The sequence below is a fragment of the Micromonospora sp. NPDC049047 genome (assembly GCF_040649135.1).
Taxonomy (GTDB): Bacteria; Actinomycetota; Actinomycetes; order Mycobacteriales; family Micromonosporaceae; genus Micromonospora.
Map to the genome: position 1 here is coordinate 127,007 of NZ_JBEZEY010000005.1, position 12,460 is coordinate 139,466.

Annotated in this window: 15 protein-coding genes; 5 read left to right on the forward strand and 10 right to left on the reverse strand. The window is 72.9% G+C overall.

The features are described 5' to 3' along the window. Window positions 1–8: 8 nt before the first annotated feature. A complete protein-coding gene (locus AB0B86_RS10470; protein WP_357402152.1) occupies window positions 9–611 on the forward strand; it encodes a histidine phosphatase family protein in 603 nt (200 codons plus the stop codon). 24 nt (window positions 612–635) lie between these two features. Here the strand turns inward: AB0B86_RS10470 and AB0B86_RS10475 are convergent, their stop codons facing one another. The 6 genes from AB0B86_RS10475 to AB0B86_RS10500 are packed head-to-tail and all read right to left on the reverse strand — an operon-like array spanning window position 636 to window position 5,120. Continuing rightward, window positions 636–1,478 carry an S-methyl-5'-thioadenosine phosphorylase gene (locus AB0B86_RS10475; protein ID WP_357402150.1) on the reverse strand — a complete coding sequence of 281 codons (843 nt, stop codon included), beginning with the start codon at window positions 1,476–1,478 and terminating at the stop codon, window positions 636–638. Further along, complete coding sequence (locus tag AB0B86_RS10480; protein ID WP_357402148.1) at window positions 1,465–1,914, reverse strand: hypothetical protein; 450 nt, start codon at window positions 1,912–1,914, stop codon at window positions 1,465–1,467. Before AB0B86_RS10480 ends, AB0B86_RS10475 begins: the two co-directional genes overlap by 14 nt. Then, complete coding sequence (locus AB0B86_RS10485) at window positions 1,911–3,059, reverse strand: molybdopterin-dependent oxidoreductase (protein ID WP_357402146.1); 1,149 nt, start codon at window positions 3,057–3,059, stop codon at window positions 1,911–1,913. Before AB0B86_RS10485 ends, AB0B86_RS10480 begins: the two co-directional genes overlap by 4 nt. Then, the gene (locus AB0B86_RS10490) at window positions 3,056–3,769 is read right to left on the reverse strand and encodes a methyltransferase domain-containing protein (protein ID WP_357417374.1); all 714 of its coding nucleotides are present in this window, start codon (window positions 3,767–3,769) and stop codon (window positions 3,056–3,058) included. The genes AB0B86_RS10485 and AB0B86_RS10490 overlap by 4 nt, the downstream gene beginning before the upstream one ends. Next, window positions 3,766–4,446, reverse strand: a complete 681-nt coding sequence (locus AB0B86_RS10495) for a DUF2064 domain-containing protein (protein ID WP_357402142.1) — start codon at window positions 4,444–4,446, stop codon at window positions 3,766–3,768. The genes AB0B86_RS10490 and AB0B86_RS10495 overlap by 4 nt, the downstream gene beginning before the upstream one ends. Then, a complete protein-coding gene (locus tag AB0B86_RS10500) occupies window positions 4,443–5,120 on the reverse strand; it encodes a glycosyltransferase family 2 protein (protein ID WP_357417376.1) in 678 nt (225 codons plus the stop codon). Before AB0B86_RS10500 ends, AB0B86_RS10495 begins: the two co-directional genes overlap by 4 nt. 156 nt (window positions 5,121–5,276) lie before the next feature. Between AB0B86_RS10500 and AB0B86_RS10505 the strand changes: the two genes are divergently transcribed. Continuing rightward, the gene (locus AB0B86_RS10505) at window positions 5,277–6,623 is read left to right on the forward strand and encodes a hypothetical protein (protein ID WP_357402138.1); all 1,347 of its coding nucleotides are present in this window, start codon (window positions 5,277–5,279) and stop codon (window positions 6,621–6,623) included. On the opposite strand, the gene AB0B86_RS10510 is transcribed toward AB0B86_RS10505, so the two are convergent. Further along, entirely contained in the window at window positions 6,595–7,674 is a 1,080-nt protein-coding gene (locus tag AB0B86_RS10510) for an NAD-dependent epimerase/dehydratase family protein (protein WP_357402136.1), read from the reverse strand. The genes AB0B86_RS10505 and AB0B86_RS10510 overlap by 29 nt on opposite strands. A 149-nt stretch (window positions 7,675–7,823) precedes the next feature. Between AB0B86_RS10510 and AB0B86_RS10515 the strand changes: the two genes are divergently transcribed. Then, window positions 7,824–8,519 (forward strand): response regulator transcription factor, encoded by a 696-nt coding sequence (locus tag AB0B86_RS10515; protein WP_357402134.1) that lies wholly within the window; start codon window positions 7,824–7,826, stop codon window positions 8,517–8,519. Beyond that, the gene (locus AB0B86_RS10520; RefSeq protein ID WP_357402132.1) at window positions 8,512–9,528 is read left to right on the forward strand and encodes an ATP-binding protein; all 1,017 of its coding nucleotides are present in this window, start codon (window positions 8,512–8,514) and stop codon (window positions 9,526–9,528) included. Before AB0B86_RS10515 ends, AB0B86_RS10520 begins: the two co-directional genes overlap by 8 nt. A gap of 9 nt (window positions 9,529–9,537) precedes the next feature. Here AB0B86_RS10520 and AB0B86_RS10525 read toward each other — a convergent pair whose 3' ends face one another. Together AB0B86_RS10525 and AB0B86_RS10530 are read right to left on the reverse strand one after the other, a co-directional pair. Further along, complete coding sequence (locus tag AB0B86_RS10525; protein WP_357402130.1) at window positions 9,538–10,290, reverse strand: hypothetical protein; 753 nt, start codon at window positions 10,288–10,290, stop codon at window positions 9,538–9,540. Between the two features lie 83 nt (window positions 10,291–10,373). Beyond that, the gene (locus AB0B86_RS10530; RefSeq protein WP_357402128.1) at window positions 10,374–11,411 is read right to left on the reverse strand and encodes an NADPH:quinone reductase; all 1,038 of its coding nucleotides are present in this window, start codon (window positions 11,409–11,411) and stop codon (window positions 10,374–10,376) included. Window positions 11,412–11,509: 98 nt separating this feature from the next. Between AB0B86_RS10530 and AB0B86_RS10535 the strand changes: the two genes are divergently transcribed. Next, complete coding sequence (locus tag AB0B86_RS10535) at window positions 11,510–11,851, forward strand: metalloregulator ArsR/SmtB family transcription factor (RefSeq protein WP_357402126.1); 342 nt, start codon at window positions 11,510–11,512, stop codon at window positions 11,849–11,851. A 52-nt stretch (window positions 11,852–11,903) separates the two neighbouring features. On the opposite strand, the gene AB0B86_RS10540 is transcribed toward AB0B86_RS10535, so the two are convergent. After that, window positions 11,904–12,434, reverse strand: a complete 531-nt coding sequence (locus AB0B86_RS10540; protein WP_357402124.1) for a GNAT family N-acetyltransferase — start codon at window positions 12,432–12,434, stop codon at window positions 11,904–11,906. Window positions 12,435–12,460: the final 26 nt, after the last annotated feature.

Consider the following 12,460-nt stretch of genomic DNA (forward strand, 5'->3'; position numbering starts at 1 on the left):
GTCCCGTCATGGCTGTCCGATACCTCTACCTGGCGCGACACGGCGCGGCGGACGCCTTCGGCGAGCTCACCGACGTGGGACGCCAGCAGGCCGATTTGCTCGGTCGACGACTCGCCGGCCTGCCGATCGACGCGGTGTGGCACTCGATGCTGCCGCGTGCCGCCGGGAGCGCCCGCGAGATCGCGAAGCACCTGCCGGACGTGCCGGTCGCCGAGGCCGCCGAACTCGTCGACCACGTGCCGTACGTCCCGACCGCCGACGAGATGCCCCGCTCCTGGGCCGGCTTCTTCGACGGCTACGACGAGGCCGAGGCGGTGGCCGGCACCCGCATCGCGGAAAGCCTCGTGGCACGGTTCGCCACGGCCCCGGCGCGCACCGGGCCGGACTCACACGAGGTGCTTGTCACGCACGCGTACCCGATCGCGTGGCTGGTGCGGCACGCGCTGGCGGCCCCGCCCACCCGGTGGCTCGGCCTGGACAGCGCGAACACCGGCCTCACCGTGATCGAATACCGCGCCGGGCTGTCGCCCACGCTTGTGATGTTCAACGACCAGAGCCACCTCTCGGGTGACCTGCGCTGGACCGGGTTCTGTTCGGCCGCACGCCCCTGAGGTGTCGGCCCGCTCAGCTGCTGGTCAGGGCAGCGTGATGCCGATCTGCGTACCGGCCAGCGCCTGTCCGCACGGGCAGCCGTCCTGGCCTGGTGGCAACGCCCGTACCGCGTCGCCGAGCACGACCCGCAGGCGCTCGACGTTGCGCGCGAAGACGGTGAACACCTCCTGCTGGGTGACGCCGTGCCCGACCTCCACGCCGGAGTCGAGGTCGGTCACCAGCGACAGCGCGGTGTAGCACATTGCCAGTTCGCGGGCCAGCACCGCTTCGGGGTGACCGGTCATGCCGACGACCGACCAGCCCTGCTGGCCGTACCACACTGATTCGGCGCGGGTGGAGAAGCGCGGCCCCTCGATGACGACCATGGTGCCGCCGTCGACAGGTCGCCAATCGGCGGCGCGGGCGGCGTCGAGGACCGTGGCACGCCCGACCGGGCAGTAGGGGTCGGCGAAGGGCACGTGCACGACCCCGGGGAGTTGCCCGTCCGGGCGCCGCCGCCCGTCGTAGTAGGTCTGCTCGCGGCCGGAGGTCCGGTCGACCAACTGGTCCGGCACGACGAGGACGCCGGGGCCCAACTCCGGTCGCAGGCCGCCCACGGCCCCCGGCGCGAGCACCTGGCGGACGCCGACCGCACGCAGCGCCCACAGGTTGGCCCGGTAGTTGATGCGGTGCGGGGGAAGGGCGTGCCGCCGTCCGTGGCGGGGCAGGAACACCACAGGCCGTCCGGCGACGCTCCCGACCGACAGGGGGTCGCTCGGCGGTCCGTACGGGGTGTCGACGGTGACCTCGCTGACGTCGTCGAGGAACTCGTAGAAACCGGATCCGCCGATCACGCCGATCGGCGGGGCGGCCTTACCTGCTGACATCTGCACTTCTCCTCGCAAGCTTCGGACCGGTCCGGGCGCGCCACCGGCCGGCGATGGTGGTGACGACAAGCACGAGCACGACGACGGCCCAGACGACGGCCAGCCCGACGGTGAGCCCCAGCGGGTAGTCGCGGTCCGGTAGGCCGGGATTCGGCGGTGCCGACGGCGGTCGCCACAGCAGGGGCACCGCGATCAGCAGCAACGTGGCGCTGGCCAGCAGGCCCGCGCTGAGCCAGGCCAGGCGGAGCCGGTCGGTCACCAGCCGGCCCAGCGCCAGGCCGACAAGTCCGACGAGCGGTGCCACCAGGACGTCGTGCAGCACCGGACCGCCGAGCAGCCACGGCAGGGCGGTGCCGAGCTGGGGGCGGAGCAGCCAACCGCCGTACGCCGTCGCGACGACACCGAGCCCGAGCAGCAGCAGTCGAACGGCTCTCACCGCAGCACCTCCAACCGGGCCACCCACTTGGTCTGCAGGACACCCGGCCGGCTCGGCGCGATGAGGCGGCACGGGTAGCCGTGGTCGGGCGACAGCTCCTCGCCGTTGATGCGCAGGGCGAGCAGGGTCAGCGGGTCGCTGGCATGGGCGGCGGGGAGGGTGCTCGCGGCGTACAGGCCGTCGGTCTCCAGCGAGGTGACGCGAACCGCTCTGCCGGTGGGTGCGCCGGCGTGGCGCAGCAGTTGGGCGACGGGCACCCCGGTCCAGTGCGCGGAGGCACTCCAGCCCTCGACGCAGGCGATCGGCAGCTCCGCGGTGCGCTGCGGCAGGGCCGCCAGGTCGGCCAGGGACAGGGCGTGCCGCCCACCCGGCCAGACGATCTCCAGTTGCCAGTCCGGCGGGACGGCGATGCGCGCGGCGGCGGCCGTCCGGTTGATCGGTACACCCTGCGGCCCGGACGCGGACCGCCACGCCAGCGGGGACACCCGACGCAACCACGGCACGGTGACCCCGGCGGTGGCCAGCACGGCGATGCCGGCGGCACCGGCGGCGGTACGCAGGAACGCCCGCCGTCCGGCCGAGGCCTGATCGTCCTGCCCACCGGCGCTCCGGCGCACTGCCGTGCCCAGCGCCGCGCGGGCGACCGGGAGCTGCACCGCGACGTGCAGCAGCACCGCGCCCACCACCAGCCAGGCGACGGCGTAGTGCGCGGTCGGGAAGAAGAACCCCCACGGGTACGACTGGGCGACGTTGAACAGGCCGGTGACCAGCTCGAAGAACGCGGCGCAGACCAGGACCAGGACGGAGATCCGTTCGAGTGCGTGGGCGGACAACCGGATCGGCTGGCGCAGCGGCGGACGGACGAACAGCCGGGGGTAGACGCTCCACAGTTTGGCGAGCAGCAACGGGATCGCCGCGATGCCGGAGAGCACGTGGACACCCTGGCTGATCCGGTAGAGGTTGACCGGTCGGGTCGGCCAACTGAACCAACCCGGCGGGTGCTGGATCAAGTGGCTGAGCAGTCCGGTGCCGAAGCACAGCCCGAACGCCACCCCGAGCCAGAGGCCGAGCCGGGCGGCGACCAGCGGTGAGTGCGACGGCGCGGTGAAGTCCTCCGGGGCGGGGACCCGGGGCCGGCGGATCACTGGCGCACCAACTCGACGAACCAGCGCCTGCCGAACCGGAGCTGGCTGGCGACGCGTAGACCGGCGGCGGCGGCGGTACCGGCCACCACGTCGGCCCCGACCCGTGCCCAGGGAAACGCCGGCCCCTGGCATGCCCCGTCCCCGGACGCCCCGGACAACACGTACGCCTGCCCCTGCCACAGCCCGGCTCCCGGGGGTTCCACCTCGACCAGCAGCGTCCCGTCGGCGGCGAGCAGGGCGGCGCACCGGCGCAGCAGCCGGACCGGGTCACCGCCGATGCCGATGTTGCCGTCGACGAGCAGGGCGTGCGCCCATCTTCCCTCGCCGGGGAGGGGGTCGAAGACGTCGCGTCGCAGGGCGACCACCCCCCGGCCCTGGGTGAGCCGGACCGCCTCGGCGGAGATGTCCACGCCCAGCGCGACCAGGCCGCGCTGGGCGAGTGCCCTGGTCAGTCGGCCGGGGCCGCAGCCGAGGTCGATTGTCGGCCCCTCGCAGCGGGCGGCGATGGACTCGATCGCCGGTTCCGGTGCGCCGTGCCAGCGGCGCACCGGCAGCAGATCGCGTCGCCCGTCGGTGTGCACCAGCCAGTGCTGCGGCTGGGCCGGCGGCACCTGGGTGAACTGCGTACCGCGGGCGTCCTGGTCGGCGGGCCACCCGCCGGGCCCGCCCAGGACCACAGCGAAACCGTCGAGACTTATCGTCGAGGTCATCGGCGGGGTCCGCTCACCAGGTGGTCACCCACCGACTCGACGGCAGCCGCGAACCGGGTGCCGGGCAGGTCCGCCGCTACCGCGAGCGCGCCGGGCCAGTCGTCGACGTCCCGGTGCACCGGCAGTGTCGCCGGGTGCAACCCGTGCTCGCGCAGAGCGGCGAGGGTACGGCGACAGGTGTCGTCCGTCGACATCGGCACGTCGCGCAGCGCGCCCGCGTACGCCGGGTCGCGCAACCCCAGGGCCCACCAGCCGCCGTCGAGCGCCGGCCCGAGAACCGCCCCGTGCTCGGCGAGCAACCCCAGGGCGGTGGTGAGCACTGCCGGCCGGACCTGCGGCGTGTCCATGCCGATCTGCAGCACCGGCCGGCCGGGGAAGGCCGCACCGGTGTCGGCGTGCGCGTTCGCGAGCCGGTCGGCGAACGTGGCGCCACGCTGTGCAACGAGGTGCCAGCCCGCCAGCGCGGTGTCCAGTTCCGCGCGGCACTCGGCATCGGCGAACCGACCGGTGTGGGCCAGCACGGGAATGGTCGCCGGGGTGGCGCGTACCGCCGCGAGGGTGTCCAACAGCGCCGCCGCCGCGACCCGGGCCGCCTGGGCCGGACTCGCCGGCGGACAGAGGCGGGTCTTGGCCAGCCCGGCGACCGGTGCCTTGGCGACCACGAGCAGCACGTTCACTGTCCACCGCCGACGCCGGCGCGCAGTACTCCGGCGAAGTCCCGGGTCGCCCGCATCGTGCCCCGCACCGACCCGGAGACCTTCGACCTGGTGCCGGCGGCCCGGGGTGCGTACGCGACGTCCAGCTCGAGGATCCGCCAGCCCGCCTCGGTGGCGCGCAGCAGCAACTCCAGCGGGTAACCGAACGCGCGGTCCTGCACCCCGAGTCCCAGCAGCGCCGCGTGCCGGGCCACCCGGATCGGGCTGATGTCGTACACCGGCACACCGCGACGCCGCAGCAGCGCGGCCACCAGCGCGTTTCCCATCCGGGCATGCCACGGCCAGGCCTCCGCCGAGACCGGCCGACGCCGCCCGACGGCGAGGTCCGCCCGCCCGTCGAGCACCGCCGCGACGAGCCTTGGCAACTCGGCCGGATCGAACGAGCCGTCCGCGTCGAGGACACAGACCAACTCCGCGTCCGCCGCCAGCAGACCGGTGTGCACAGCCGCGCCGTACCCGCGTCGCGGCTCGTGGACGACCCGGGCCCCGTACTCGGCGGCGACGGCCGGCGAGCCGTCGGTGGAGCCGTTGTCGACCACGATGGCCCGGTAGCCGGGTGGCAGCCCGCTCAGTACGGCAGGCAGTGCGGCCGCCTCGTCCAGGCACGGCAGCACCACGTCGATCGTTGTGTGCATACCGGCGACGCTAGGCCCGCCCGGGGCCGTCCGGAGCGCTGTCCGTCCTTACGAATCGCTTACGCGGCAGGGGATCTTACGAGTCCCTGACGTCCCCCCGATGCGCGGCCGGATCCCTGGTCGGAGGTCGTAGCGTGGGCCGTCACCATGACCATGATGACCCGGCCGGGACGCCCCCGGTCCGCCGACCTGACCGTCCTCGGCGTGGAGGTGGCCCTGCTCGCCGCCGCCGTCGCCGTCGGCGCACTGCTCAACCACCGGGGTGTACGGCTGCATGCGGACGCCGCCCCGCTCTACGCCGAATGGCAGCCGCATCTGGGCCCCGGCACACCCGCCGCGCTGCTCGTCGCGGCGCTGTTCCTGTGGCGGGGCACGCGCCTGGCGACCGTAGTGCGGTGGCCGCTGCTGCTGGCCGTCGGCTACCTCACAGCGGTGCTCTGGACGCTGTCGCTGGCCCTCGTGGACGGTTGGTCCGCCGGGTTGACCGAGCGGCTCACCGTGCAGGCCGAGTACCTGCACGAGGTTCCGGGGGTGCGGGATGTCGGCGCCATGGTTGCCGGTTTCGCCGATCGGATCCTCGACTTCCAGCCCGATTCGTGGTCCACCCACACCGCAGGTCATCCACCGGCAGCGCTGTTGCTCTTCGTCGGGCTGGAACGGATCGGCCTGGGCGGCGGGACGGCCGCCGGGCTCGCGTGTGTGCTGCTCGGCGCCACGGTCTGCGTGTCGGTGCCGGTGGCGGTGCGGGCGCTCGGCACCGAGGACGCGGCTCGGGCGGTGTGGCCGTTCCTGGTCCTCTTCCCCGGGGCGGTCTGGGTGGGGGCCTCCGCGGACGGCATGTTCGCCGCGGTGATCGCCGCCGGCCTGGCGCTACTGGCGGTGGGTGGCCGGCCCGGGGCCGTACCCGGTGGGCTGCTGCTCGGTGTCGCGCTCTACCTGTCGTACGGGTTCGTCCTGGTCGGGGTGCTCGCGGTGGCAGTGGTGCTGCTGCGGGCCCGGGATCGCCTCGGCGTGCTCCTGGTCGCGGCGACGGCGGTCGCGGCAGTTGTCGCCGGGTTCAGCCTCGCCGGCTTCTGGTGGTTGGACGGCTACCACCTGGTGGCCCGCCGCTACTACCAGGGTTGGGCGGCGGAACGCCCGTACGGCTACTGGGTCTGGGCGAATCTCGCCGCCCTGCTGCTGTCGGCCGGGCCGGTGGTCGGGCCGGCGCTGCGGCGGGCGGTGGCCGCGGTGCCGATCCGACCACCGGCCCGGGCGGCCCTGCGACAACGGATCGCCGGCGCCGGACCCACTGTGTGGTTGCCCGTCGCGGCGGCGTTGGCAGTGCTCGCGGCGGACCTGTCCGGGCTCAGCAAGGCCGAGGTGGAGCGGATCTGGCTACCCTTCGCCGGCTGGCTGCTGGTCGCCACCGCGCACCTGCCGAGCGGGCACCGACGGTGGTGGCTGGCGGCCCAGGCCGGCACCGCCCTCGCCGTCAACCACCTACTGTGGACGGTTTCCTGACCGCGGCCGGTTCCCGCATCACCGCGGTGGTGAAGTCGGCGATGCCAGCGGCGAAGCCGACCCGGGCGGTGAAACCCAGCAGCCGGGCGGCGCGGGCCGGATCGGCCACCACGTGCCGGACGTCCGCCACCCGCCCACCCCCGACCGTGACCGGCACCGGCCCGCCCATCGCCGACGCCAGCTCGTGGGCCAACTCGCCGACGGTGTGCGGTTCACCCGAGCAGACGTTCACCGGCACCAGGGGCTCCGGAGCCGGGGTCGTCAGCGCCAGCAGGTTGGCGGCGGCGATGTCACTCACGTGCACGAAGTCGCGCCGCTGCCGGCCGTCCTCCAGGACCCGGGGCGGCTGCCCGGCGGCCAGGGCCGACCGGAAGATCGACGCCACACCGGCGTACGGGGTGTCGCGCGGCATCCGGGGCCCGTAGACGTTGTGGTACCGCAGCGCCCAGACCGATCCGCCGGTCTGCCGCGCCCAGGCGCCGGCGAGGTGTTCCTGGGCCAGTTTGGTGGCGGCGTACGTGCTGTGCGGTTCCAGCGGCGCGTCCTCGGGCACGAGACCGGGGGAGAGCGCGTGGTCGCAGCGGGGGCAGGTCGGCTCGTACCGGCCCTCGGCCAGGTCGGCGGCGCGGCGGCCGGCCGGCCGGACGATTCCGTGCGCCGGGCAGTGGTACCGGCCCTCGCCGTAGACCACCATCGAGCTGGCCAACACCAGGTGGCGTACGCCGGTGTCGTGCATCGCGGCGAGGAGGGTGGCCGTGCCGAGGTCGTTGTGCGCGGCGTACCGGGGGGCGTCGGCCGGGTCGACGCCGTGCCCGACCATGGCCGCCTGGTGGCAGACCGCGTCGACCCCGGCGAGCAGCCGGGTCAGCAGTTCCGCGTCGCGCACGTCGCCGACCACGAGGTCGTGCCGCTGCGCCCAGGGTGGCGGCGTCGCGCCGTGCGCCTCCGGTAGGAGCGCGTCGACGGCCACCACCTCGTGCCCGTCCGCGTCGAGCAGGTCGGCGACGTGGGAGCCGATGAATCCGGCAGCACCGGTGACGAGTATCCGCATTCCGGTCACCGTATGACCTCGCGGACGCCCACAGCGGCTGGCCCGAGCAGCCGTAAGAACCTCGTTAGGATTCGCCGGTGCGGTCGACGTCCGACGCCTGGCTACGCTTGGCGGATGCACAAGTCGACGGGTTGTGACGGGGGATGTTCGTGACACAACGGGTGCTGGTGGTCGACGACGACCAGACCGTCAGTGACGTCATCTGCCGCTACCTCGAACACGACGGCTTCCAGGTCAGCCACGCCGGGGACGGGGCGGCGGCGTTGGCGGCGGTGGCGCGCGAGGCACCACACCTGGTCGTGCTCGACCTGATGCTGCCCCGGATCAACGGCCTACAGGTGTGCCGGGAGCTGCGGGCCCGGCCGGACGGCATCCCGATCATCATGCTGACGGCGCGGGGTGACGAGTCCGATCGGATCCTCGGGCTGCAACTCGGCGCGGACGACTACCTGACCAAGCCCTTCTCCCCCCGGGAGTTGGTGCTCCGGGTCCGTTCGGTGCTCCGGCGCGCCGCCGGCGGGCCGCCGCCCGAGCGGCCGGAGGCGCTCACCGACGGCAGCCTGACGGTGGACACCACCTCCCGGACGGCCCGCCTCGCCGGTGCCGACCTGGCGCTGACGCTGCGTGAATTCGACCTGCTCGCGCACCTGATGCGGCACCCGTCCCGGGTGTTCAGCCGGGCCGAACTCCTGGAGCAGGTCTGGGGCTGGAACTTCGGGGACCACTCCACGGTGACGGTGCACGTCCGCCGACTGCGCGAGAAGATCGAGGACAATCCGGCCGACCCGCGGCGGATCGTGACAATCTGGGGTGTCGGCTACCGGTACGAGCCCGCCGATGCGTGACCTGCTGCTGATCTTCGCGATCGCCCTCGGTGCGGCACTGGGCATCGGCCTCGCCGGCGCACTGCTGCTGCGCGCGCTGCGGCGCAGCTCGATCACCGTGCATCTGAGCGTGCTGCTCGCCACCACTGTGGTCGCGGTCGCCGTCGGGGTGCTCGCGGTAGCGGAGGCGATGTTCCTCTCCGCCCACGACCTCGAGGTGGTGCTGATCACCGTGTCGGCGGCGGCGGTGGTCAGCCTCGCCGTCGGCGGGCACTTCGGCCGGCGACTGGCCCGCGCGGCGGTCTGGCGCGACCAGGCACGGGAGCGGGAACGGCAACTGGAGAAGGGCCGACGTGACCTGGTCGCCTGGGTCTCCCACGACCTGCGGACCCCGCTCGCCGGGCTGCGGGCCATGGCGGAGGCGCTTGAGGACCGGGTGGTGCGTGATCCGGACACTGTCGACGAGTACCACCGCCGGATCCGGCTGGAGACCGACCGGATGACCCGACTCGTCGACGACCTGTTCGAGCTGTCCCGGATCAACGCCGGAGCGCTGCGGTTGTCGTTGACGGCGGTGCCGCTCGGTGAGGTGGTGTCGGACGCCCTGGCCAGCACCGTCCCGTTGGCCGACGCCCGCCGGATCAAGCTGATCGCCAGCGAGTCGGGCTGGCCGACTGTCGCCGCGAGTGAACCGGAGCTGGCTCGGGTCGTCGCCAACCTGCTGCTCAACGCCGTGCGCTACACCCCCGAGGACGGCACCGTACGCATCGAAGCCGGTCGAGAGGAGGACCACGCCTGGCTGTCGGTCGCCGACACCTGCGGTGGCATCCCCCCGGCCGACCTTCCCCGGCTGTTCGACGTCGCGTTCCGGGGCGAACCGGCCCGCACGCCCGGCCCCGGCGACGATGGGGCGTCCGGCGGGCTCGGCCTGGCCATCGTCCACGGCCTGGTGGAGGCGCACGGAGGTCGGGTCGAGGTGCGCAACACCTCCGACGGCTGCCAGTTCATGGTCCGGTTGGCCACCGCCTGACGCGGTCTGCTACTCGTACTCCTGCCCACACCGGGCCAGCTCCGCCAGGTCGCCCCAGCCGAGGAAATCGAGTTCGTGATCGCCCGGCTCCGGCTCGTCCACCAACGCCACGACGGGGCCGGGAACCGGTATCCGCAGGCCGTCGTCCTCGCTCCAACCGCCCAGTGCTCCGGCCATCCCGCATTCCAGATACGCCTTTGGGTCGAAGTTGTACCAGCGGCGGCCCGTGGCCCGCACACGTCCGGCCGCACGGGGTGCGTCAATGCCGAGATAGGGGTGCTCGTTGAGCGGTCCCTGGTCGGCGAAGTCGGCCAGGTCCGCGATCTGCGACAGGACGATCGCTTCCCAGTGGGCGTACGTGGTCGGCTCGTCCACGTAGCGGAACGAAGCGGATCGCCAGGAGGCCTGCGGCGGCGCCGGCTCGACGATGCCCGCCGCCGTGACCATCGCGGCAACCGTGTCCAGGTCCAGCCGGACCTGACCCGACAGCGGCCGGGCGACCTGCCGCCACGCACGGAGGAACTCCTCCAGACTGCGACCGGAGGCGTTCATGCGCTCGCCCTCTCCCACAACGCGTCGGTAGAGGTCGCGGTTGGTGCGGCAGACCGGGTCGGGTGGCCCGTCGACCCAGTAGGTCTGCTTGTGCGCCACCCCGGACTCCAGCGCCAGGGCTTTGGCCAAGGCCTCCACCCGATCAGGGAAGGCACCTATCCGGACCTGGTTGCCGTTGTCATCCTGCCGCCAGAGCTCCCACACCGTCACGGCAGCACGGTAGCCGTCGGCTCTCGCCGCTGCCAGCCCTTGCCGGACCACACCGGCACGAACCCGACCATCGGTGTCGCCTGTCAGCAAACCCCTGTGGTCGTGTCCGCGACGTCCACAAGCACCTTGCCGACCGCTCCGGCTTCCACCGCTCGATGAGCGTCGGCGGTGCGGCGCAGGGGGAAGCGGAGCAGTGGCAGGCCGTGTTCCTCGCCGACCGGTAGGGCACCGTCCCGGATCGCGGCGGCGACGTCCTCGACGGCTGCGGCGCGAACCTGCGGGCCGGCCGTGTAGAGCACCAGGAACTGCAGGCGCGTGTTCAGCCGCATGTTCTGACCCACGTTCAGCTCGACCGGATGTCCACCCACGTTGGCGTACGTGGCGATCGTGCCACGGGTGCGCAGCACGGCCAGGTCCAGAGCCAGGTTCGCGCCCAACGCCACCTCGGCGACGATGTCGACGCCGTCCGGGGCGATGGCACGGATGGCGGCGGCTGGGTCGCCCTCGCGATAGGTGATGGTGTGGTGGGCTCCGGCCGCGGCGGCCAGCTTCGCCTTCTCCGGTCCGCTGACGGTGGCGATCACGGTGGCGCCGGCCCATCGGGCGAGCTGGATCACCGCGTGCCCGACGGCGCCGGCCCCGCCGGCGGCGAGCACGACTGCGCCGTCGAGTACGCCCGGGCGCAGGCGGCGTGGCCCGTCCTCGGCGACGGTGAGTGCGCGGTGTGCGGTGAGCGCGGGGACACCGAGTGCGGCGCCGACATCGAAATTGGCCTCGTCCGGCAGCGGCACGGCCTGGTCGGCGGGTACGACTGTGAACTCGGCGGCGGTGCCGGTGGGCCGCCCGGCGGCGGCCATGAACAGCCAGACGCGCTGACCGACCCGGTCGGGGTCGACCCCGGCACCGACGGCGTCGATCACGCCGGCGCCGTCGAGGTGCGGGGTGACCTCGGGGAACAGTTTGCGGTGGGTGGTGCCGGCGCGGACCTGCCAGTCGGTCGGGTTGACCCCGGACACGACGACCCGGACGCGGACTTCACCGGGTGCGGGCGTGGGTCGGTCACGCTCGACGAACTGGAGCACGTCGGGGCCGCCGTTGTCGCGGTAGATGATCGCCTTCATGATCCGTCCTATGTTCGATCTGCGTCGTACTGTTCGAGAAGGATCGAACAGTACGACGAGAGTCGTACTGTTCGCAAGATCTGGCTAGGCTTCGTCTCGTGACCGAGGTGATCGAACCCCCAATCGAGACCGTGACGATCGACGTCGTGCTCAGCGCGCTCGCCGACCCGGTACGGCTCACGCTCGTGCGCGCCCTCGCCGCCGCCGGGGACTGGGCATGCGGCAGCGACATCCTCAGGGAGGCCGGCGTCACCATTGGCAAGTCGACGGTGTCGCACCACGTCAAGGTGCTGCGCGAAGCCGGCCTGATCAGCACGCGAGTCGACGGCATCCGCCGGCTGTTCACCCTCCGCTACGACGACGTGGAACAACGTTTTCCGGGGCTGCTGACCATGCTCCGCGAGCGTGCTCCTGCCGGTGCCGCCGCCGAGCGCTCCTAGCGTCGTGTGCGATGGCTGTGGGGCGTCGGGACGCCTGACCCGGGAGCCCGGATCAACCGACCCGTTGGGCCAGCACCTGCCCGGGCCAGGTTCCGGCCAGGAACGTCTCGGTGGGGGTGAACCCGTGGCGCTCGTAGTACGCCACCAACTCGCCTCCGCCGCCCGCCCAGCAGTCGACCCGTAGCAACCGCACGCCGGCTCGTCGGGTTTCCGCCACGGCGTGGGCCAACAGGGCCGATCCCAGTTTCCGACCGGCGAATCGTCGGTTGGTGACCAGGAGGCGGACGAACAGTTCAGGTTCTTCCGCAGGCGTGATCGGTGCACGCGGATCGGGTCCGGAGCCCAACACCAGGGCCGCGGCCGGCGTCCCGCCCACTTCCGTGACGAAGGGGAGGTGTTCGGTCAGATACCGATCGACCTGTTCGGCCCGAGCGGGTATTTCCGAGAACGGTCTCGTTCCCCACTGCTCGGTGTTGCCGCGGTCGTTCATCCAGACCACCGCGGAGTCGAGCATGTCCAGTACGGCAGTCGCGTCGGCCGGGCCGGCGCGTCTGATGCGTACGCCGCCGGCGGTGTCGTCCATGGCGGCATGGTATTCGGCGAACTGGC

Excerpts from the sequence above, each read along its gene's own strand:
- AB0B86_RS10470 (WP_357402152.1), top strand. The coding sequence starts at position 9 with ATGGCTGTCCGATACCTCTACCTGGCGCGACACGGCGCGGCGGACGCC.
- AB0B86_RS10475 (WP_357402150.1), bottom strand. The coding sequence starts at position 1,478 with ATGTCAGCAGGTAAGGCCGCCCCGCCGATCGGCGTGATCGGCGGATCC.
- AB0B86_RS10490 (WP_357417374.1), bottom strand. The coding sequence starts at position 3,769 with ATGACCTCGACGATAAGTCTCGACGGTTTCGCTGTGGTCCTGGGCGGG.
- AB0B86_RS10500 (WP_357417376.1), bottom strand. The coding sequence starts at position 5,120 with ATGCACACAACGATCGACGTGGTGCTGCCGTGCCTGGACGAGGCGGCC.
- AB0B86_RS10505 (WP_357402138.1), top strand. The coding sequence starts at position 5,277 with ATGACCCGGCCGGGACGCCCCCGGTCCGCCGACCTGACCGTCCTCGGC.
- AB0B86_RS10510 (WP_357402136.1), bottom strand. The coding sequence starts at position 7,674 with ATGCGGATACTCGTCACCGGTGCTGCCGGATTCATCGGCTCCCACGTC.
- AB0B86_RS10520 (WP_357402132.1), top strand. The coding sequence starts at position 8,512 with ATGCGTGACCTGCTGCTGATCTTCGCGATCGCCCTCGGTGCGGCACTG.
- AB0B86_RS10530 (WP_357402128.1), bottom strand. The coding sequence starts at position 11,411 with ATGAAGGCGATCATCTACCGCGACAACGGCGGCCCCGACGTGCTCCAG.
- AB0B86_RS10540 (WP_357402124.1), bottom strand. The coding sequence starts at position 12,434 with ATGGACGACACCGCCGGCGGCGTACGCATCAGACGCGCCGGCCCGGCC.